Origin of the sequence: Nonomuraea sp. KM90 (assembly GCF_052246675.1) — a bacterium.
Lineage (GTDB): Bacteria > Actinomycetota > Actinomycetes > Streptosporangiales > Streptosporangiaceae > Nonomuraea.
Window position 1 is genome coordinate 105,864 of sequence record NZ_JBQQCB010000010.1, and the last position, 19,372, is coordinate 125,235.

Genomic DNA, 19,372 nt, shown 5'->3' on the forward strand with positions numbered 1-19,372 from the left:
CGCCTGCCACGACGACTACAGCGCGTAAGCGCGACTCCAGGGGGCCACGTGAGCATTCTCAGTGGATCGTCGATTCTGATCACCGGAGGAACGGGGTCCTTCGGCAAGGCGTTCATCCGTCACGCGCTCGACTCGCTCGGGGTCCGCCGCCTGGTGGTCTTCTCCCGCGACGAGCTCAAGCAGTACGAGACCAGGCAGCTCTTCGACGACGACGAGCGGCTGCGCTGGTTCATCGGCGACGTCCGCGACCGCGACCGCCTGACCCGCGCCATGCACGGCGTCGAATACGTGGTCCACGCCGCCGCGCTCAAGCAGGTCGACACCGCCGAGTACAACCCGTTCGAGTACGTCCGCACCAACGTCGCCGGCTCGCAGAACGTCGTGGAGGCCGCCATCGACTGCGGCGTGCGCAAGGTCGTCGCGCTCTCCACCGACAAGGCCTCCAGCCCGATCAACCTGTACGGCGCCACGAAGCTGGTCGCCGACAAGCTGTTCGTCTCGGCCAACCACTACGCCGCCGCCCACGAGACCCGCTTCGCCGTGGTCCGCTACGGCAACGTCGTCGGCAGCCGGGGCTCGGTGATCCCGCTCTTCCAGCGGCTGGCCGAGCAGGGCGGCAGCCTGCCGATCACCGACAAGCGCATGACCAGGTTCTGGATCACGCTGGAGCAGGCGGTCAGGTTCGTGGTGGACTCGTTCGACCTGATGCAGGGCGGCGAGCTGTACGTGCCGCGCATCCCCAGCATGCGCATCACCGACCTGGCCGAGGCTCTGGCCCCGAACAGCCCGATCTACGAGATCGGCGTGCGCCCGGGCGAGAAGCTGCACGAGGAGATGATCGGCCCCGACGACGGCCGCAGGACGCTGCGCCTGTCCGACCGCTACGTGGTCCAGCCCACGATCGCGACCTGGGGTTACGTGCCGCCGAAGACCGGCGAGCAGCTGCCCGAGGGCTTCGCCTACCGCTCCGACAGCAACGAGCAGTGGCTGTCGGTCGACGACCTGCGCGGCATGGTGACCGGCTGATGCTGCCCTACGGACGCCAGTCGATCGAGGAGTCCGACGTCGCGGCGGTCGCCGAGGTGCTGCGCGGCGACTGGCTGACGACCGGGCCCGCGGTCGGCGAGTTCGAGGCGGAGCTGGCCCGCTGGACGGGCGGCGTGCCATGCGTGTCGGTCACGTCGGGCACCGCGGCGCTGCACGTCGCCTACGTGGCGGCCGGGGTGCGGGCGGGCGACGAGGTGGTCACCTCGCCGCTGACGTTCGTGGCCACGGCCGCCACGGCCGCGCTGCTGGGCGCGCGGGTGGTCTTCGCCGACGTGCGGCCCGACACGGGCAACCTCGACCCCGACGCCGCGGCCGCGCTGGTCACCGGCCGGACGCGGGCGATCACGGCGGTGGACTACGCGGGCCACCCGGCCGACTACGACGAGCTGCGGGAGGTCGCCGACCGGGCCGGGGCGGTGCTGGTGAGCGACGCGGCGCACTCGATCGGGGCGGCGTACAAGGACCGGCCGGTGGGGGCGCTGGCGGATCTGACCACGTTCTCGTTCTTCCCGACCAAGACCGTGACGACGGCGGAGGGCGGGGCCGTGGCGGCGGCCGACCCCGAGCTGTTCCGGCGGGCCGCCCGCTTCCGGAACCACGGCCTGGTCAGGGACCCCGCCGAGCAGCGCACTCCCGGCGAGGGCGGCTGGCACCAGGAGGTGCACGAGTTCGGGCTCAACTACCGGCTGCCCGACGTGCTGTGCGCGCTCGGCCTCAGCCAGCTGCGGCGGCTGGCGCTCTTCCGCGAGCGGCGAGCCGAGCTGGTCGCGCGCTACAACGTGCTGCTGCGCGACGTGCCGGGGCTGACGCTGCCCGCCCAGCACGCCTACGTGCGGCCGAGCTGGCACCTCTACCCGGTCCGGATCGGCGGCGGGCGCAGGCGCGAGGTCTACGAGCGCATGCGCGCCGCCGGGATCGGGGTCCAGGTCAACTACGTGCCGGCCTACTGGCACCCGGTGTTCGAGGACCTCGGCTACCGGCGCGGTCTCTGCCCGGAAGCCGAGTCCTACTACGCCGAGGAGCTGTCGCTGCCGCTGTTCCCGGCCCTGACCGGCGCGCAGCAGGAGCACGTCGTGGAGACGCTGACCGGCATCCTGGCCTGAGCCGGCACCCGGGTCGGCGCCCCGGTCAGCGTTCCGGTCAGCGTTCCGCCAGCAGCAGGCAGCCGTCCTCGCCCCGGTCGATGAGGAAGCGCCGCTCCTCCCGGTCGGCGCCCTCCACGGTGGCGATCGCCCGCTGCCTCGTGCGCACCAGCGGGCGGATGGCCCGGCCCTGGTCGATGAGCACCTCCCACCACGACTCGTGGCCGACGCACTCGTCGATGTCGGCCAGCGGCACCCGCGCGTGGAAGTCCTGGCCGGCCAGCGCCACCGGGAAGTACATCTCCTCGCCGTCGCTCCTGCGCCGCAGCCTGAGCACCGGCTCGCCGTCGCCGATGTCGGACATCTCCCCCGAGAACACCAGGTCGCCGCCGTCCAGCCGGCAGTCGCCGATGATCGCCTGGGCCGTGCGCAGGCGTATCCCCCAGGCGCCTCTCGAGCTGCGCACCGGCACCAGCCACACGCCCGACCTGCGGCGCGGCGCCGGGATCAGCGGCGGCAGCCAGCGCGGCCCGGCCACCCTGCTCTCCAGCTTCAGCCCGTGGCTCCGCAGCCGCACGCACAGGTCCCATTGGCCGTGCCTGGCCAGCTGCGCCCGCGACAGCGCGACCGGGTCGAACGCGAACCTGAACGGGAACGCGTGCTCCGGCAGCCGCCCGCCGTCCTCCTGCTCGACGCTCTCCCACGCGGGCGCGCTCTCCTCGTCGGACAGCTGAAGGGTCTCGCCGGTCCCGCGCTCCTCCAGCCAGATCCGTACGCGCACCCGCCGCAGCCCGCTCACGTCGAACCTGCCGACGGCCACCCGCCCCGACCCGTGCAGCACGCCGTCGCGCCAGTCGAGGCTCACCAGCCTGGCCTGCAGGCCCAGCTCGCCGGAGAGCTCCGACAGGTGGACGGGCATCGAGGGGTGCCGGCCGTACCAGCGCCTGCGCAGCAACCCCTCCGAGCTCATCCCGGGTCGCAGGCTGCCCTCCCGGGACTGGGCGAAGAGGTCGGCCAGCTCGGCCAGGCGGCGCCGGTGCAGCAGGTGGACCAGCAGGCGGTGCTCGAACGGGATGCTCTGCCAGGCCTCCCGCGACACGCCGTCCAGGTAGCGGACGGCCAGGTCCACCAGGTCCGGGTCCGCCGCCGGGCCCATGGCGGCCATCGCCTCCACCGCGACGCCCATGTCGATGTCCAGCGTGTCGCGGTCGAAGTCGGGCCTGAGCTTCGGCGCCCCGCGGCCGAGCAGCTCTGCGGTCTGCAGCACCGACAGGAGCCGGTCGCGCAGGTTGCCCGGCTCCAGGCGGCGCTGGGTGATGGAGGCGCCGGGCTCGTCGCGCTGCCGCCAGTGGTAGACGACCTTGGCCAGCACGTCCACCGAGCCGGCTCCGACGTGGGCGGCCATGGCGACGGGCTGGTCCTCGTACATGCGCTCGGGGAAGCTCAGGCCCAGGCCGTCCCAGAAGCTGCGGCGGTAGACCTTGTTCCACAACATGCGGTCGCGGACCAGCAGCGGGTGGCGGGTGATGTGGGTGCGCCTGACCGCCCGGGCGAACGCCTCCCGGTGCGCCCACGACGGGATGAGCAGGTTGCGGTGGAGCCGCATGACGTTTCCGCAGGCCAGGTCGGAGCCGGTGGTCTCGAGTGAGGACACCAGCCGCTTGAACGCCTCACGCGGCACGGTGTCGTCGCCGTCCACGAAGGCCAGGTAGTCGCCGCTCGCGCGACGCACGCCGACGTTGCGGGCGTGGCCCACCCCGTGGTTGTCCTGCCTGATGAGGGTGATCCGCGGGTCGGTGGCCTGCCGGGACTCGACGACGGCCGAGCCTCCGTCGCCGCTGCCGTCGTCCACGCAGATCACCTCCAGCTCCCCCAGCGTCTGGGCGGCTATGGAGTCAAGGCAGGGTCCGATGTACTTCTCGACGTTGTGGAACGGGACGATCACCGAAAGAACCGGCACATGTACTCCTCATCGTTTCCTCAGCCGGACAACAGGCGGATGACGCGGCGGGCGACCTTGCGGGGCCGGGCCAGGCGGCGGGACAGGCGGTAGCCGAGCGTCCTGCGGTAGGCGGTGGCCTTGCGCTGGGTCCTGCGCAGCTTGGCCTTGGCCCTGACCAGCTCGCGCTCGCGGTAGGACAGCTTGGTCTCCAGGCGGGAGATCCTGGCCAGGGCCGCGGTGAGCTGGTCGGCCAGGCGGTCACGCGCGCCCAGCAGGTCGCGGTAGGTCGGGGCGTGCTCGGTCAGCTCGGCGGGCTGACCCAGCTCGGCGTCGAGCTTGCGGGCCCGGTCGAGGTCGCGATGGTCGCACGACCGGCCGGCCATGCCGCACAGGGTCAGCGTGAGCTGGTCGGCCTCCAGCGGCCACGGCCACGGGTGGTGGTGGCCGGCCGCCAGCAGCCGGACCGCGAACCGCCACAGGATCCGGCAGAGCACGACGTGCGGCTCGGGCCGCGTGGCCGGGCCCGACGGCGGGTTGACGGCGGCGAACCGCTCGCCGTCGTAGACCAGGCTGTCGGTCGCCGCCGACGCGTCGCCGCCCGACTCCAGCCAGTCGGCCAGCTCGGCGAGCAGCTCGCGTACGGTCCTGACGTCCTCGCGGGCGCACGCCTCGACGAGGATCTCCTCCACCACGCGGCCGGCCGGGATCGGCCGCTCCTGGCCGCCGGGCAGGCGCCGGGTGCCCGCGGGGGTGAGCTCGTACAGGGCGGGGCCCTCCTCGATGAGGCCCAGCGGCAGCTCGACCGCCGGGGCCTCGGCCGCGCCGTGCGGGGGGCGGGAGGCCACGGCCAGCCAGAGCGGGGCCAGCTCCTCACCCAGCCGGTGCCGGAAGACCAGCCTGGTCAGCCGCAGCGGGTCGGCCACCAGCATCCGGTCGCCATCCTTGGCGCTCAGCGGGAACGTGAGCGCCTCGGGCAGGTCGAACGCCAGCGCCTCCCTGGACAGCAGCGAGCGCGGCGTCTGCCGGTCGGGGTAGGCCGCGTAGCACCGCTGCATGCTGAGCCCGGCCGACTCCAGCCCGAGGTCGAGCGCCCCGGGGCCGCTGGGGTAGCTGGGGTCGAAGCCGTGCGGCGCCCACTGGTCGTCGGCGCACTCCCGGTCGGCGGGCCTGGCCTCGATGAACCGGTCCACGCCCAGGTCGTTGCGGACGCCGAGGACCAGCCGCCCGCCGGGCGCGACGAGGTCGGCCAGCGCTTCGAGCGACTCGTTCCAGGCGGCGGCCGGGGCCTCGGCCGAGTGCGTGCGCAGCAGCCCGTCCAGCGCCAGCACCAGGTCGTACGGCTCGTCAGCGGCCAGCAGCTCCAGCCGCCCGCAGTAGACCGCCAGCCCCGGATGCCGCTCTCCCAGCGCGCAGGCGTCAGGGTACGAGCGCAGCAGCACGGCGGCCGCAGGAGCCCGCGCGACCACGTCGTCCACCAGCGCCTGGGGATGCGGCCCGACCAGCAGCACCCGGCCGCTCTCCGGGACCATCCGCCTGATCAGCTCCAGCGCCGCGCCCCGCCAGCCGGTGACGCCGCCCATGCCGGACACGTCCGACCACAGCAGCATCTCCCCGCCGATCAACCGGACGTTCTCGGGTGCCTCACTCGTGCGCGTGCTCGTGCTCATGCGCAGCGCACCCGCTTCCAACCGAACATTCGCCGTAGCTCCTCCGGTGTCGCCTGATACTCGAATCCCAGCTCGCGCCGCGCCACCTCGGCCGCCAGCCCCGGATCGACGTGCGTGCCGTGCAGTTCGGGCCAGAGCCGCATGCGGCGCGCCGTGCCGCCGTATTCGGGCCGCTCGTCCTCGAACTGCATCGGGTCCCCGTACACGCCCAGCTCGCACCCCACCGAGGCGCCGTAGAACAGCGCGCTGCCGAGCCTGTTGGAGGCCACCCTGCGGTGGCGCCGCAACTCGACCAGCTGCTTGCGCAGGAAGTCGCGGCCCTTTCCCTCCCAGCGGGATCCGCGCTCGCCATGGCAGATGACCCGGAATCCCCTCGATTCGTACGCATGTCGAATGTCCGGATTTGCGAATTCCAGCCAATAAAGACATACCGTGACCGGACCAGTCTCGACATCTCGGATTTCGTCGGCGAGCCGAGCATGGTCACCGCTGACGGAACTCTTCTCCCAGCCGTGAAAGGGATACCAGATCGTACCCTCGCGATCGGGCCGCGCGCCCAGATCAGGCTCCAGGTAAAGGAGGTAAATCCAGGGGGCGCCGACGAGGTAGTGACTCCTGCGCCCCATCGACCAACCCCTGCGACGTAGCACGTCCGACCAGATGAAACGGGGATAACCAGGGCTGCACCAGTGGTCGTTCGGGGGAAATCCGTGGAGATAGTTCCATCCATGCTGGAGGAAACCTTGAATTCGCTTTGGCGACTCGTCCGGCAGGCCGCAGTATCTGCCGAGTATGCGGGAGTGCCCGTACCAGTGATTGGATTCGTCCATCATTCCCCCCGTACGGTTGCCGTGTCCCATCCGACATTCCCAGCCCCCAACGCGGGTCACGCCTCGTTATACGGTTCCATTACTCAGGTCGGGGCCTTGGTTTTCTCCTGGCACGCAATTGCCGCTACACTTCGTCGTGGCTTGAGGACAGAGAGTGAGAGTGATCATGAGTCATCTCGACCGCCTGCGGGCCGTGTTCCGCACGGCGCTCAACCTTCCGCCCGACGCCGACGTCGACGGCCTGGAATACCGGGCCATCCCCCAGTGGGACTCCCTGGCGCACATGGCGCTGATCGCGGCGATGGAGGACGAGTTCTCCATCATGATCGACACCGACGAAATGATCGACATGAGCTCGTTCGCCGAGGCGGCCGGGCTGCTGGAGAAGCATGGCATCGGCGCGGCCGCCCTCTGAGACCCCCACCCAGACACCCACTGAGACACCCACTGTGACCTCCATGGAGGCGCCGGCCGAGCCCGGCGTCGCGCTCGTCACCGGGTCGACGAGGGGCATCGGCCGGGCCATCGCCGGCACGCTCGCCGCGACCGGCCACGCGGTCGTGCTCCACGGCCGCGACGAGGAGCGGGCCGCCAAGGCGGCGGCGGAGGTGGCCGCCGAGACCGGCGGCGCGACCGACTCCGTCCACGGCGACGTGGCCGACCCCGCGCAGGTCTCCGCCATGATGCGGCGGATCTACCAGCGGCACGGCCGGCTCGACGCCCTCGTGGTCAACGCCGGCGTCCACGAGGCCGGCCTGCTCGGCATGACGCGCCACGAGACGGTCGGCCACCTCTTCGAGGTCAACGCCATCGGGGCCACGCACACCCTGCAGGCCGCCATCAGGCTGCTGCGCCGCGGCGCGGCCCCCGCCGTGGTGCTGGTCACCTCGATCATGGGCCGCGCGGGCGGCCCCGGCCAGGCGGTCTACTCCGCGACCAAGGCCGCGGTCATCGGCCTCACCCGGGCCGCGGCCAAGGAGCTCGGGCCCGCCGGGGTCCGGGTCAACGCCGTGGCCCCCGGCTACATCAGGACCGACATGCTCGCCACTCTCGACGACCGGGCGCGCGCGGCCAGGGTCGAGGCGACCCCGCTCGGCCGCATCGGCGAGCCCGGCGACGTCGCCCGGGCCGTGGCGTTCCTGCTGTCACCGGACGCGGCCTTCATCACCGGCCAGGTCCTCGGCGTGGACGGCGGGCTGGTCCTGTGATGTTCCCGCACCCACAAGCCCGGCTCGTCGTCTCGGGTAACGGACAGGGGATCCGAGGCGACGAGCTGGCCAAATACGTCGGCCGCGCGGCCGCGAACCTGGACGGCCTGCGGCCCGGTCCGCTGTTCTGCGCGATGCGCAACACCCTGGCCTCCGTGTTCTGCTATCTCGGCGCCTGGCACGCCGGCCGGCCGGTCGCGCTGCTCGACCCCGACCTGCCGGCCGCGACGCTGGCCGATCTGTCGGAGCGGTTCAAGCCCGCCGCGCTGCTCGGGTTCACGCACACGCTCGACGGCCCGCCGCCGCCGCGCCGCGACGTGCCCGACCCGCATCCCGATCTCGGCCTGCTCCTGGCCACCTCGGGCTCGACGGGCAATCCCAAGCTCGTCCGCCTCTCCCGCCAGGCCGTGCTCGCCAACGCCGCCGCCATCGCCTCCGCCCTGTCGATCGGGCCCGGCGACATCGCGCCGACGAGCCTGCCCCTGCACTACAGCTACGGCCTGTCGGTGCTCAACAGCCACCTGGTGGCCGGCGGGACCGTGGTGCTGACCGAGGCGGGGCTGCTGGAGCGCTCGTTCTGGGCCGACCTGCACGACCACGGCTGCACGTCGCTGGCCGCGGTCCCCTACCAGTACACGATGTTGCGCCGCATGCGCTTCGACCGGTCCAACTACCCGGCGCTCACCACGCTCACCCAGGCCGGCGGGCGGCTGGCCCCCGAGCTGGTGAAGGAGTTCGCCGAGCAGGCCGACCGGTTCTTCGTCATGTACGGGCAGACGGAGGCCACCGCCCGCATCGCCGTCCTGCCGCCCGACCGGCTGGCCGACAAGCCGGGCTCGGTCGGGGTCGCCGTCCCCGGCGGACGGCTGACCGTCGAGGACGGCGAGGTCGTCTACCACGGTCCCAACGTCATGATGGGTTACGCCGAAGACGCCGCCGACCTGGCCAGGGGCGACGACCTGGGCGGGGTGCTGCGCACGGGCGACCTGGGGCGGCTCGACGACGAGGGATTCCTGCACGTCACCGGGCGGCTCAAGCGCATCGCGAAGGTCTTCGGCACCCGGGTCAACCTCGACGACGTCGAGCGCATGCTGCGCGGCACGGGGCCGGTGGCGGTCACCAGCGGCGACGACCGGGTGACCGTCTGGACCGAGCGGGTCGGCGACCCGGCGGCGCGCGTGAGCATGGCCCGGCGGCTGGGCGCCGAGCTGCGGCTGCACTGGAGCGGGTTCGACGTGCGCCACATCGAGCACCTGCCGCTCCTGGCGACGGGCAAGGTGGACTACCGGACGCTGGAGTCCCTCACATGACCGAGGTGGATGGCCGGGTGCCGGGAGTGCGTCACATGACCGAGGTGGACCGTCGGGCGCCGGGGTGCCGCACATGACCGGGGGCGTGGCGCGGTGAGCGTCTTCACCCTGACCGGGCCCGAGCGGGAGGCCGTGCTGCTGCCCGAGCTGGCGGCGCTGACCGAGCGGCACCGCGCGGCCTGCCCGCCCTACCGCCGGATCCTCGACGCCATCGGCGCGACGCCTCCCTACGAGCGGGTGGCCGACTTGCCGTGGCTGCCCGTCCGGCTGTTCAAGACCCACGAGCTGCGCAGCATTCCCGAGGAGCAGGTGTTCCGGGTGCTGACCTCCAGCGGGACCACCGGCCAGCGGCCGAGCCGGATCTACCTCGACCGGGAGGCCGCGGCGGCGCAGACCCGCATGCTGGCCGCCACGATCAGGGTGGTCCTGGGCGAGCGACGGCTGCCGATGCTGGTCGTCGACAGCCGCTCGGTCGTCCGCGACCCCACGCTGAGCGCCCGCGGCGCCGGCGTGCTGGGCATGATGAACTTCGGCCGCGACCACACGTTCGTGCTCGACGAGCAGGGCCGGGTGGACGCGGAGGCGGTCAAGGGGTTCCTGGCGCGACACGGCGGCGGGCGCTTCCTCGTCTTCGGGTTCACGTTCATGGTCTGGCTGCACCTGCGCGGCCTGGGCGCGGACCTGTCGCAGGCGGTGCTGATCCACTCCGGCGGGTGGAAGCGGCTGGCCGAGCAGGCGGTGGACAACGCCGAGTTCCGGCGGCGGCTGAACGCGGAGTGCGGGCTGAGCCGGGTGCACAACTTCTACGGCATGGTCGAGCAGATCGGGACCGTCTTCCTGGAGGGGCCCGACGGCGACGGGCTCTACTGCCCCGACTTCGCCGACGTCGTGATCCGCGACCCCGAGACCTGGCAGGAGGCGCCGACCGGCGTGCCGGGGCTGGTCGAGGTGGTCAGCACGCTGCCCACGTCCTACCCGGGCCACGTGCTGCTGACCGAGGACCTGGGCGTGGTGCGCGGCGTGGACGACGGAAGCCTGCCGGGCAAGCGGTTCGAGGTCCTCGGCAGGTTGCCGCGGGCCGAGGCGCGCGGCTGCAGCGACACCTTCGGGCAGGGCTGATGCTGGACGACCGCACCACAGTCGACGTCAGGTTCCCCGCGGCTGGGCCCGTACCGGTCGAGGAGCTGATCGGCCGGCGCGCCGGCACCCTGCGGGTCGGGGACGAGCGGATCCGCGAGTTCCTGGCGGGGTTCGGCAGGCGGCTGCTGCGGCCCGCGCTGGCGCGGCGCCATCCCGAGCTGGGCTCGCTCGGCTTCTTCCTGCGGCCCAGCGAGCTTGGCCGCACGGTCGAAGGGCTCGGCCGCGAGCACGTACGCGTCCCGCGCGGCCTGGTCTTCCACATCCCGCCCGCGAACGTCGACACGGTCTTCGTCTACTCCTGGGCCCTGTCGGCCCTGATGGGCAACCGCAACGTCGTGCGCCTGTCGCCACGCGCGGGCGCGGTCGCCGAGGCCATCGTGGAGACGCTGCACGAGTCCCTCGACGGCGCCGACCCGGCCGTCGCCGCCACGCAGCGGATCATCTCCTACGACCGCTCCGACGCCGTCACCGCCGCGCTCTCGGCCGCCTGCGACCTGCGGGTGGTGTGGGGCGGCGACGGGGCCGTACGCGAGATCCGGCGTCACCCGCTCGCCCCGCACGCCCGCGACCTGACCTTCCCCGACCGCTCGTCGTTCGCCGTGGTGCGGGCGGCGGCGTGGTTGTGCGCGCCCCGGGCCGCGCGGGTCACCGTCGCCGAGGGGTTCGTCAACGACACCTACTGGTTCGACCAGGCCGCCTGCTCCTCGCCCAGGACCGTGTTCTGGGTGGGGGCCGAGGGTGACTGCGAGGCGGCGCGGGCCGACTTCACCGACCACGTCGCGCGGGTGGTGACCGCGCGCGGGTGGGGGGTCGACGCGGCGATGGCCGTGGAGAAGCGGGTCTCCACCTACGGGCTGGCCGCCGACGGGCTGGCCGAGAGCGTGGAGTTCCGCGGGAACGCGCTGGCCAGCGTGCGGCTGTCGGCCGCGGCGGCGGCCCCCCGGCGGTGGCTGGGGGCGGGGACGTTCGCGCACGCCAGGCTCGCGGCGCTGCCGGAGCTGGTGGCCCTGGTCGAGCGGCGGGACCAGACGATGACCCACTTCGGGTTCGGCGCGGCCGAGCTGGAGGAGCTGGCCAGGGAGCTGGCCGGGCGCGGGGTCGACCGCATGGTGCCGGTGGGCAGCGCGCTGAGCTTCCACCGGGTGTGGGACGGGGTGGACCTGCCGGCCGAGTTCACGCGACTGGTGACCGTGATCAGATGACGCTGGCGCCGCCCGAGAGCACGCTCGTCCGCCTGTCGATGTCCCGCGGGCGGCGGCTCGGCTCCCGGTGGGTGCCGGCCGCTCTCGTGTGCGCGGGCACGGTCGGCGTCTTCCTGTGGTGCGGGGTCTCCGGACGTGACCTGGCCGCCTTCGCCGCCTATCTCGGGGTCGGGGTGGCGCTGCCGGGGACGCTGCTGTGGCGGGGGCTGACCGGGGGCGGGCGGTCCATGGCCGAGGACCTGGCGGCGGGGCTGGCGCTCGGCTACGCGGTCGAGGTGCTGGCCTACATCCCCGCCCGGGCCGCCGGGGCGCCGCTGCTCGTGGTGGTGCCGCCGGCCGCCGTGCTGTGCGCGTTCGCGTTCGTGCCCCGGCTGCGGCGGCACTGGCGGGGGCCGGCCGTCAGGGAGCGCCTGCCGGGATGGTGTGCCTGGGTGCTCGCCGGGATCGTGGCCTACCTGATCGCGTGGAGCACGTTGTTCCTGTACCGGCTGCCGGTCGGCACCGCGTACGTGGACATGCCGTACCACCTGTCGCTGGTCGGCGAGGCGCGGCATCACTTCCCGCTCACCCTGCCATCCGTGCTGGGCGAGCGGCTGTCCTACCACTGGTACGTCTACGCCGAAATGGCCGCCACCAGCTGGGTCACCGGGATCGAGCCGGTGACGCTGGTCTACCGGCTGTCCACGCTGCCGATGGCGGCGGCGATGGTCGTGCTGGTGGCGGTGCTCGGGCGGCGGCTGGGCGGGAGCTGGGGCGCCGGGGTGGCGGCGGCCGGGGTGACGTACTTCCTGTTCGGGCCCGTGCTGGTGGAGGGCGCCGAGTTCACCTCGCGGTCGATGTTCACCGTCTGGGCCAGCCCCACGCAGACGTTCGGGGCGCTGCTGTTCGCTCCCGTGGTGTTGCTGCTGCTCGGCGGGCCCCGGTCGCGGTGGGCGGCGCTGGGGGTGCTGCTGCTCGCGCTCACCGGGGCGAAGGCGACCTACCTGCCGCTGCTGCTCGCGGGGCTGCTGCTCGTGGTGGTCGTGCGCGGGGTGGTGGAGCGGCGGGTGCGGGGCGAGTGGCTCGCGGCGGCGGGTGCCGCGCTGGCGTGCCTGGCGTTCGCGCAGTTCGTGGTGTTCGGGCAGCGGGCGCAGGGGACGGTGCTCGCGCCGTTCGCGGCCATGCGGGCGTTGTGGGAGACGGTGGCGGGCGTCGGGACGCCCGTCGCGGTGCCGGTCGGCGAGCTGGTCGTGCTGGCCGGGGTGCACCTGTCTGCCTGGCCTGCGTGTGGGGCGGGGTGGCGGGGCTGGGGCGGCGGGCGCTGGAGCCGCCCGTGCTGCTGCTGCTCGGGATCGGGGCGGCCGGGATCGGCGCGGCGGTGCTGCTCGGGCATCCGTCGCAGTCGCAGCTCTACTTCCTCGAAGGGGCCCGGCCCTACCTGTCGATCGCGGCCGTGTGCGGGGTGCTGGCGGCGCCGCGCGTGCCGTGGGCCCTGGCCGCGTGCCTGCTGGGGCTGGGGGCGGGGGGCGCGCTGGTGGCGTCGGGGCTGGAGTTCTCCGGCGGTACGGCGGCGCGGGTCGTGCTGCCGTACCTGGTGCTGGCGGCGGGGGCGCTGCTGCTGTGGCGGCGCGGGCACGTGCTGGCGGTGGTGGCGCTCCTGACCGGGTACGCCGTCCCGGCCTCCGTCCAGGAGGTGGCCGGGCACGTCCTGCCGGAGGAGGACAAGCGCGAGCGGCTGATACCGGAGGGGGCGCTGGAGGCGGGGCGGTGGTTGCGGGCGCACTCCTCGCCCGATGACGTGGTGGCCACCGATCTGCACTGCCGCTACCGGTGGTGGCAGGTGTGCGACAGCCGGCACTACTGGGTGTCGGGGTTCACCGAGCGGCGGGTGCTGGTCGAGGGGTGGGCGTACGCCGAGAGCACGCTGTCGCGGGCCCGGTCGTTCGAGGGCTCCTACCTCGCGGTGCCGTTCGCGGATCCGCCGCGGCTGGCCGCGAACGACGCGGTGTTCCGGGAGCCCTCGGCGGAGAACGTCCGGCTACTCGCCCAGAAATACGGCGTCAAATGGCTTTTCACCGGGATAAATCCGGAATTGGGGAAATTTGCCCGGCTTCGATTCCGGAATGCGACCTCCTCGGTCTACCAGCTCCCCGAATGGTAAAGATCTTTCCGGTTCTCGGAATGGTGAGGAGAAATCGTACGCGCCCCGCTGGACGCCCCGAGCAACATTTCCGTGGACCCACGGCCACGAGCAAGATCAGGGGAGTCTATGGACACGCGTGCCGCCATGGAGTCGAGCCCCCGCATCCTCGACCCGGCGACCCGGCTCGCGAGCGTCGACATCGTCATCCCGGTGCTCAACGAGGAGCGCGCCCTGCCCGGCTGCGTACGCACGCTGGCCGCCTTCCTCGACGGCTTCCCGCTGCCGTGGCGCATCACGATCGTGGACAACGGCAGCACCGACGCCACCTGGGCGATCGCCACCGCGCTGGCCGGCGAGCACGAGGACGTGTACGCCCGGCGGCTGGACATCCGGGGCCGGGGCGCCGCGCTGCGGGCGGCCTGGCAGGACAGCCCGGCCGACATCGTGGCGTACATGGACGTCGACCTGTCCACCGACCTCGACGCCCTGTTCCCGCTGGTCGCCTCGGTGGCCAGCGGCCACTCGGAGATCGCCATCGGCACCCGGCTGGCGCACGGCTCGCGCACCCGCCGCTCGCTGCGCCGCGAGGTGGTCTCACGGGGGTACAACGCCCTGCTCAGGTACGGCTTCGGGGTCCGGTTCAGCGATGCCCAGTGCGGGTTCAAGGCGGCCAGGACCGACGTGGTCAGGCCGCTCATGGGCAAGATCGAGGACGACTCCTGGTTCTTCGACACCGAGTTGCTGCTGCTGGCCGAGCACAACGGGCTGCGGGTGCACGAGGTGCCGGTCGACTGGATCGAGGACGCCGACTCCCGCGTCCGCGTCGTCAGGACGGCCATCGACGACCTGAAAGGGCTGGCCAGGGTCGCCTGGTCGATGTCGACGGGCCGGGCGGAGGTCGAGGTCGCGCGGTCCGAGCCGACGCCCACGCATCCGGACGCGGTGCTCACCGGGCGCCGGGCGGTGACCATGGCGAAATTCACCTCGATCGCCGCCATAGGTGTCGTCTCGGTCATGCTGTACGCGCTCATCTTTCTCCCCCTGCGCGAACTCTGGTCACCGGCGGCGGCGAATCTCGGCGCGCTCGTCCTGACCGGGGTCTTCAATGTCGAGGCCAGTCGGCGGTGGGCGTCCGGACGGCGCGGCGCGGCTCATCTCCGCGCGGCCGCGCTGTTCGCGACCGGTTTCGTGCTCACCACCGCGGCCGTGCTCGCCCTGCCCGCCGGCACGGGGCGGCCGGTGGAGGTGGGGGCGGTCGTGGCCACGTACGGCCTGCTCACCCTGTTCCGCCTGGCCGCCCTGGACCGCCGGGTCTTCTCCCGTACAAGGAAATAGCTGATGGAAACCTCTGAGCTCCGCCGCCTGATCACCCTTGAGGACACCCACTGGTGGTACCGCGAACGCCGGGCCATCCTCCGCAGGGAGCTGCGCGAGCTGGGCCGGCCGGGGCGGGCGCTGGACATCGGCGCCGCGGGCGGCGGCAACACCAGGGTGCTGGTCGAGGCCGGCTGGGACGCGACGGCGACGGACAATTGCGAGGCGGCGGTGGAGACGGCCAGGCAGCGCGGGCTCAAGGCGGTCCACGCGGACGCGCGGGCACTGCCGTTCGAGCCGGGGAGCGTGGACCTGGTGACCGCGTTCGACGTGCTGGAGCACATCCGCGAGGACCACCTTGCGGCCGCGGAGATCGCCAGGGTGCTGGCGCCCGGCGGGCACGCGCTGATCGCGGTGCCGTGCGACATGGCGCTGTGGTCGGCCCACGACGACGCCGTCGGCCACGTACGCCGCTACGACCGCGACTCGCTCACGGTCGTCGTCGAGAAGGCCGGGCTGACCGTGGACCGCATCTGGAGCTGGAACGTGCTCCTGCGCCCGCTCGTGGTCCGGCACCGCCGCCGCTCCAGGGGCAGCGACCTGCGCAAGACGCCCTTCCTGGTCAACGCCGGCCTGTCCGCGATCGTCCGCGCCGAGCGCTACCTGCCGGTCAGGTCGCTCAAGGGCGTGAGCCTGTTCCTGCGGGCCCGCCGGGGGAGGCCGACTCCCGGATGATTCCCCGCGCGGTGCCCAGAACGTGACATCGACCGGTCGCATGGGCCGGTGGCGTTGGCTTTAGGCTGTGACATGTGGTGATTCATGCCCTACTCGCGGCCTCCCTGGCCTTGACCTCGCTGCCCGCCCAGGCGGCCGCCGTCGACTGTGACCGGGTCAAGTGCCTGGCGCTGACCTTCGACGACGGTCCGGGCGCACAGACGCCCGCCCTGCTCAAGGCGCTGTCCAAGGCGGGCGCCAAGGCCACGTTCTTCCTGGTGGGCAAGCGGGTGGAGGAGCGGCCCGAGGTGGCCAGGCAGATCGTCGCGAAAGGGCACGCGATCGGCAACCACACCTACTCGCACGCGTCGCTGCCGACGAAGCTCGACCACGAGATCGCCGAGGAGCTCGAGGTCACGCAGGACGTGATCGAGCAGGCCACGGGGCGGACGCCGACGATCTACCGCCCGCCCTACGGGCACACCGACGAGCGCGTGCTCGGGCTGGCGGCGCAGAGCGAGCTGGCGGAGATCCTGTGGACGGGCACCACGCTCGACTGGCAGCTCCGCGACACCAAGAAGATCAAGGCCGCCGTGCTCAAGCTGGCCAAGCGTGACGGCGTGATCCTCATGCACGACGTGGTGCCGCAGACCGTGAAGGTCATGCCGGAGGTCGTCAAGGAGCTCAAGAAGCGCGGTTACCACCTCGTCACGGTGCCGACGCTGCTGCGCGGCAAGCGACCGGTGCCAGGGGTCAGCTACTTCTAGCAGTCTCCCGGCAGTACGGATTGGATTCATGGGGAGTGACACCAGGCCCAGGCCGTGGGTCGCGCTCGCCATCTTCCTGATCATCCAGGCGGTGCTCGGATGCTGGTGGGCGGCGTTCTATCCCGGCCTGTTCAGCCGCGATTCCGTCCTCTACCTCAGCCACACCGTGGTCGGGCCGTGGGTGAGCGATCACTCGGTGGTCTACGACGCGCTGGTGTGGCTGAGCTTCACCCGCACGGGCGACCTCGGGGCCGTCACGTTCGCGCAGACGACGGCCATGGCGGGGGCGCTGACGTACCTGGCGCAGTCGCTCAAGCGGCTGGGCGCGCCGCGCCTGCTGACCACTGTGGTGGCCGTGCTGATGCCGCTGGCGCCGCCGGTGGGCGCGTTCACGGTGACGTTGTGGAAGGACGTGCCGTTCACGATCTGCGCGGTGGCGATCGCGGGCACCTGCGCGCGGATCGCCGCCCGGCGTGCCGTCACCGTGCCCGCCCTGGCCGGGCTCGGGGTGCTCTTCACCCTGCTCGGGCTCTTCCGCGCGAACGGCTTCCTCGTGGTGGGCGTGGCCGTCGTGGCGCTGGTCGTGATCGTCCGGACCATGCGGGTGCGGCTGCTGCTCGCCGGCACCTTAGCCGCCGCCCTCCCGCTCCTGCTCACCAACCTGGTGTTCCCGCTGTACGGCATCGCGGCCCCGTCCAGGACGTACGTCTACCACACGGCCTACGGCGACATCGCGGTCGCCTACCGCGAGCGCCCCGACCTGTTCACCCCGCAGGACATCAGCCTCATGACGTCGGTGGCGCCGCTGGAACGGTGGTGGGAAGGCGGCACCTGCTACACGATCAACCCGCTGATCTGGCGGCGCGACTTCAGCTGGTGGCAGGCCGACGCGCACGCCACCGAGCTGCTGGACCTGTGGCGGCGGCTGCTGGTCACCGAGCCCCGGACGATCGTGGACGCCCGGTTGTGCCGAGGGGCGATCGCGTGGCGGCCGGTGCAGGACGAGTCGGCCACCGGGGGGATGACGTACCGGTTCTCGCGGCGGCCCAACGCCGACACCTACGTGGGGCCGGGCAAGGTGGCGGACTTCCCCGGGCGGTGGGTCTACTCGCTGCGTCCGCTGTCCATGGAGCTGAACCGGGTGGCCGAGCCGTGGTTCGCCGGGGCGCTGGCGCCCGGGTACGACTGGGTGCTGTGGCGGGGGGCCTCGTGGTCGTACCTGTCGTACCTGGCCGTGGCGCTGGCGGCGTGGGTGCTGCGGAACCGGTACGTGCTGGGGGTGGCGGCGGTGGTGGCGGGGCAGCAGCTGGCGATCCTGGCCAACATCTCGGCGCAGGACTTCCGGTACATGGCCTCGCCCATCCTCGTGGGGGCCCTGCTGGTGCCGCTGCTGCTGGGGAGCTTGGGGCGGCTGCCGGCCCGCCTCGTGACGCGCCCGGCGACGGGCCTGGGGGCGCGCCGCCCACCGGCTGCTCCTGTGTCTCCTCCGCCGGAACCCGCCGCGGCCGGCGAGGAACCGGCGGACGGGCAATCGGCGGACGGGGCATCGGAGGACGGGGAGTCGGAGGACGACGCGCCCACCGAGCCCATCGAGGTCCAGGCCCCCCGGGACCAGGGGTGACTATCCGACGGTCACCGTCATGAGGTCGCGGCCCACGGTGAGCGGACCCGCGTAGCCGCCCCGGCGTACGTCGTCCGCGAACTCCTTCTCGCCCGCCTCGTCGGCCGGAGCCGGGATGAGGTGGGTGAGCACGAGCCGCCGGACGCCGGCGCGCCCGGCCAGGCCGCCGAGGAAGGACCCCATGGCCAGAGCCCGGTCGGCGAGGTAGAGCCGGGCCTGGTTGGCCACGAGGGCTCACCACGACGACCGTGGCGCGCAGGAGCAGCACGGGCAGGAAGAAGTTCGTGGCCTCGCCCGACAGTACGGTGATGGCGGCGGCCCCGGCGGTCAGCGCGAACCCGCCCGCCGCGGGCCAGACGCCGCGGGCCAGACGCTGCGGGCCAGACGCTGCGGGCCAGACGCTGCGGGCCAGACGCTGCGGGCCTGGCGCAGCCGGTGCACCGCGACCAGCGCGGCCACGCACACCCCGGCCGGCAGGGCCGGCGCCGGCCGGGCCGTGGTCGCGTAGAGCAGCGTGAACCCCAGCACGGGGGCCGCGGTCTCGGCGACGTGCAGCCCGACGCGGCGCCGCGAGACCCGCACCAGGCAGGCGCTCATCGACGCCGCCCGCACCTTCCTGGCCGAGCGGGGCATGGCCGAGGTCAGCATCCAGGAGCTCACCGAGGCGGCCGACGTGGGGTTCGGCTCGTTCTACAACCATTTCGGGGGCAAGGATCCGCCGCGCCATGGACGCCGGGCGCTTCCGGCTCGGCAACCCGTACGTCGCGCTGGCCGGGGCCGGCGGCTCGATACTCGGCTTCCTGCAGCTCTGGCTCGACCACCCCGACCTGGTGGACGAGAGCTCGGCGGACGAGCTGGCCGAGCAACTGCTGCGCATGTACGGCATGAGCCCCGAGGAGGCCCACGCCATCGCCCACCGCCCGCTACCTGACGGCGCCTGACGGTTCCGTAGGCTGGCCCACATGCTGATCCTGGAACGCGCGGTCGCGGATGCCGGCCTCAGCGCCCTGCTCGACGCCGCCTTCGCCGAACTGGTCGCCAAATACGGCCCCGAGGGCCGCTCCACCGTCCACGCCGACGCGAGGTTCCTGGTGGCGGTGATCGACCGGCTCGCCGTCGGCTGCGGCGCCGTCCAGCCGGCCGAGGGCACGACCGGCGAGCTCAAGCGCATGTACGTCGCCCCCGGCCACAGGGGGCGCGGCATCGCCCGGTCCCTCCTGAAGGCGCTGGAGGGCCTCGCGGTCGAGATGGGGTACGACCGGCTGCGCCTGGCCACCGGGGTCCGCCAGCCCGAGGCCATCGCCCTCTACGAGAGCGCCGGCTACGAACGGACCGCCCCCTACGGCAAATACGTCGATGAGCCCCTGACCCTCTGCTACGCCAAGAGCCGCCTGATCTAGGTTCTG

At 72.8% G+C, this 19,372-nt stretch carries 19 protein-coding genes; 15 read left to right on the forward strand and 4 right to left on the reverse strand.

What is annotated here, in order from left to right; all coding sequences use genetic code 11:
• The first annotated feature begins 48 nt into the window (after positions 1-48).
• Both pseB and ACTWPW_RS14195 read left to right on the forward strand, forming a co-directional pair.
• Entirely contained in the window at positions 49-1,026 is a 978-nt protein-coding gene (gene pseB, locus ACTWPW_RS14190) for a UDP-N-acetylglucosamine 4,6-dehydratase (inverting) (protein WP_375116651.1), read from the forward strand.
• Positions 1,026-2,150, forward strand: a complete 1,125-nt coding sequence (locus ACTWPW_RS14195; RefSeq protein ID WP_443168981.1) for a DegT/DnrJ/EryC1/StrS family aminotransferase — start codon at positions 1,026-1,028, stop codon at positions 2,148-2,150. Before pseB ends, ACTWPW_RS14195 begins: the two co-directional genes overlap by 1 nt.
• Positions 2,151-2,187: 37 nt before the next feature.
• On the opposite strand, the gene ACTWPW_RS14200 is transcribed toward ACTWPW_RS14195, so the two are convergent.
• From ACTWPW_RS14200 to ACTWPW_RS14210, 3 genes are read right to left on the reverse strand one after another with little or no spacing between them, the layout of a single operon-like run.
• Positions 2,188-4,089 carry a glycosyltransferase gene (locus ACTWPW_RS14200; RefSeq protein ID WP_443168982.1) on the reverse strand — a complete coding sequence of 634 codons (1,902 nt, stop codon included), beginning with the start codon at positions 4,087-4,089 and terminating at the stop codon, positions 2,188-2,190.
• A gap of 20 nt (positions 4,090-4,109) precedes the next feature.
• The gene (locus ACTWPW_RS14205) at positions 4,110-5,738 is read right to left on the reverse strand and encodes a hypothetical protein (protein ID WP_375116648.1); all 1,629 of its coding nucleotides are present in this window, start codon (positions 5,736-5,738) and stop codon (positions 4,110-4,112) included.
• Positions 5,735-6,364: a hypothetical protein gene (locus ACTWPW_RS14210; protein ID WP_443168983.1), complete on the reverse strand. Its 630-nt coding sequence runs from the start codon at positions 6,362-6,364 to the stop codon at positions 5,735-5,737. Before ACTWPW_RS14210 ends, ACTWPW_RS14205 begins: the two co-directional genes overlap by 4 nt.
• A 370-nt stretch (positions 6,365-6,734) precedes the next feature.
• Here ACTWPW_RS14210 and ACTWPW_RS14215 point away from each other — a divergent pair, with 370 nt between their 5' ends.
• From ACTWPW_RS14215 to ACTWPW_RS14265, 11 genes are all read left to right on the forward strand, one after another.
• A complete protein-coding gene (locus ACTWPW_RS14215; RefSeq protein WP_375116646.1) occupies positions 6,735-6,983 on the forward strand; it encodes an acyl carrier protein in 249 nt (82 codons plus the stop codon).
• A 43-nt stretch (positions 6,984-7,026) separates the two neighbouring features.
• The gene (locus tag ACTWPW_RS14220) at positions 7,027-7,776 is read left to right on the forward strand and encodes an SDR family NAD(P)-dependent oxidoreductase (RefSeq protein WP_375116645.1); all 750 of its coding nucleotides are present in this window, start codon (positions 7,027-7,029) and stop codon (positions 7,774-7,776) included.
• The gene (locus ACTWPW_RS14225) at positions 7,776-9,086 is read left to right on the forward strand and encodes an AMP-binding protein (RefSeq protein ID WP_375116644.1); all 1,311 of its coding nucleotides are present in this window, start codon (positions 7,776-7,778) and stop codon (positions 9,084-9,086) included. The genes ACTWPW_RS14220 and ACTWPW_RS14225 overlap by 1 nt, the downstream gene beginning before the upstream one ends.
• Positions 9,087-9,179: 93 nt before the next feature.
• Positions 9,180-10,205 (forward strand): LuxE/PaaK family acyltransferase, encoded by a 1,026-nt coding sequence (locus ACTWPW_RS14230; protein ID WP_443168984.1) that lies wholly within the window; start codon positions 9,180-9,182, stop codon positions 10,203-10,205.
• Positions 10,205-11,428 (forward strand): acyl-CoA reductase, encoded by a 1,224-nt coding sequence (locus tag ACTWPW_RS14235; protein ID WP_443168985.1) that lies wholly within the window; start codon positions 10,205-10,207, stop codon positions 11,426-11,428. Before ACTWPW_RS14230 ends, ACTWPW_RS14235 begins: the two co-directional genes overlap by 1 nt.
• Positions 11,425-13,068 (forward strand): hypothetical protein, encoded by a 1,644-nt coding sequence (locus ACTWPW_RS14240; RefSeq protein ID WP_443168986.1) that lies wholly within the window; start codon positions 11,425-11,427, stop codon positions 13,066-13,068. Before ACTWPW_RS14235 ends, ACTWPW_RS14240 begins: the two co-directional genes overlap by 4 nt.
• Positions 12,987-13,568 carry a hypothetical protein gene (locus ACTWPW_RS14245; protein ID WP_443168987.1) on the forward strand — a complete coding sequence of 194 codons (582 nt, stop codon included), beginning with the start codon at positions 12,987-12,989 and terminating at the stop codon, positions 13,566-13,568. The genes ACTWPW_RS14240 and ACTWPW_RS14245 overlap by 82 nt, the downstream gene beginning before the upstream one ends.
• Positions 13,569-13,676: 108 nt before the next feature.
• Entirely contained in the window at positions 13,677-14,885 is a 1,209-nt protein-coding gene (locus ACTWPW_RS14250) for a glycosyltransferase (RefSeq protein WP_443168988.1), read from the forward strand.
• Positions 14,886-14,888: 3 nt separating this feature from the next.
• The gene (locus ACTWPW_RS14255) at positions 14,889-15,599 is read left to right on the forward strand and encodes a class I SAM-dependent methyltransferase (RefSeq protein ID WP_375116639.1); all 711 of its coding nucleotides are present in this window, start codon (positions 14,889-14,891) and stop codon (positions 15,597-15,599) included.
• A gap of 74 nt (positions 15,600-15,673) precedes the next feature.
• Positions 15,674-16,345, forward strand: coding sequence for a polysaccharide deacetylase family protein (locus tag ACTWPW_RS14260; RefSeq protein WP_375116638.1), 672 nt, complete (start codon positions 15,674-15,676; stop codon positions 16,343-16,345).
• A 28-nt stretch (positions 16,346-16,373) separates the two neighbouring features.
• On the forward strand, positions 16,374-17,966 hold the full coding sequence (locus ACTWPW_RS14265) for a hypothetical protein (protein ID WP_443168989.1): 1,593 nt from the start codon (positions 16,374-16,376) through the stop codon (positions 17,964-17,966).
• Here the strand turns inward: ACTWPW_RS14265 and ACTWPW_RS14270 are convergent, their stop codons facing one another.
• Positions 17,967-18,194 (reverse strand): hypothetical protein, encoded by a 228-nt coding sequence (locus ACTWPW_RS14270; RefSeq protein WP_443168990.1) that lies wholly within the window; start codon positions 18,192-18,194, stop codon positions 17,967-17,969. It lies immediately after the preceding gene.
• Positions 18,195-18,691: 497 nt separating this feature from the next.
• On the opposite strand from ACTWPW_RS14270, the gene ACTWPW_RS14275 reads away from it, so the two are divergent.
• Both ACTWPW_RS14275 and ACTWPW_RS14280 read left to right on the forward strand, forming a co-directional pair.
• A complete protein-coding gene (locus ACTWPW_RS14275) occupies positions 18,692-18,907 on the forward strand; it encodes a hypothetical protein (RefSeq protein WP_443168991.1) in 216 nt (71 codons plus the stop codon).
• A gap of 21 nt (positions 18,908-18,928) precedes the next feature.
• Positions 18,929-19,366, forward strand: coding sequence for a GNAT family N-acetyltransferase (locus tag ACTWPW_RS14280; protein ID WP_443168992.1), 438 nt, complete (start codon positions 18,929-18,931; stop codon positions 19,364-19,366).
• Positions 19,367-19,372: the final 6 nt, after the last annotated feature.

Bases quoted from the DNA above. Each gene is read 5' to 3' on its own strand.
- ACTWPW_RS14195 (WP_443168981.1), top strand. From the start codon at position 1,026: ATGCTGCCCTACGGACGCCAGTCGATCGAGGAGTCCGACGTCGCGGCG.
- ACTWPW_RS14205 (WP_375116648.1), bottom strand. From the start codon at position 5,738: ATGAGCACGAGCACGCGCACGAGTGAGGCACCCGAGAACGTCCGGTTG.
- ACTWPW_RS14210 (WP_443168983.1), bottom strand. From the start codon at position 6,364: ATGGGGCGCAGGAGTCACTACCTCGTCGGCGCCCCCTGGATTTACCTC.
- ACTWPW_RS14215 (WP_375116646.1), top strand. From the start codon at position 6,735: ATGAGTCATCTCGACCGCCTGCGGGCCGTGTTCCGCACGGCGCTCAAC.
- ACTWPW_RS14220 (WP_375116645.1), top strand. From the start codon at position 7,027: ATGGAGGCGCCGGCCGAGCCCGGCGTCGCGCTCGTCACCGGGTCGACG.
- ACTWPW_RS14225 (WP_375116644.1), top strand. From the start codon at position 7,776: ATGTTCCCGCACCCACAAGCCCGGCTCGTCGTCTCGGGTAACGGACAG.
- ACTWPW_RS14235 (WP_443168985.1), top strand. From the start codon at position 10,205: ATGCTGGACGACCGCACCACAGTCGACGTCAGGTTCCCCGCGGCTGGG.
- ACTWPW_RS14240 (WP_443168986.1), top strand. From the start codon at position 11,425: ATGACGCTGGCGCCGCCCGAGAGCACGCTCGTCCGCCTGTCGATGTCC.
- ACTWPW_RS14250 (WP_443168988.1), top strand. From the start codon at position 13,677: ATGGACACGCGTGCCGCCATGGAGTCGAGCCCCCGCATCCTCGACCCG.
- ACTWPW_RS14255 (WP_375116639.1), top strand. From the start codon at position 14,889: ATGGAAACCTCTGAGCTCCGCCGCCTGATCACCCTTGAGGACACCCAC.
- ACTWPW_RS14265 (WP_443168989.1), top strand. From the start codon at position 16,374: ATGGGGAGTGACACCAGGCCCAGGCCGTGGGTCGCGCTCGCCATCTTC.
- ACTWPW_RS14275 (WP_443168991.1), top strand. From the start codon at position 18,692: ATGGACGCCGGGCGCTTCCGGCTCGGCAACCCGTACGTCGCGCTGGCC.
- ACTWPW_RS14280 (WP_443168992.1), top strand. From the start codon at position 18,929: ATGCTGATCCTGGAACGCGCGGTCGCGGATGCCGGCCTCAGCGCCCTG.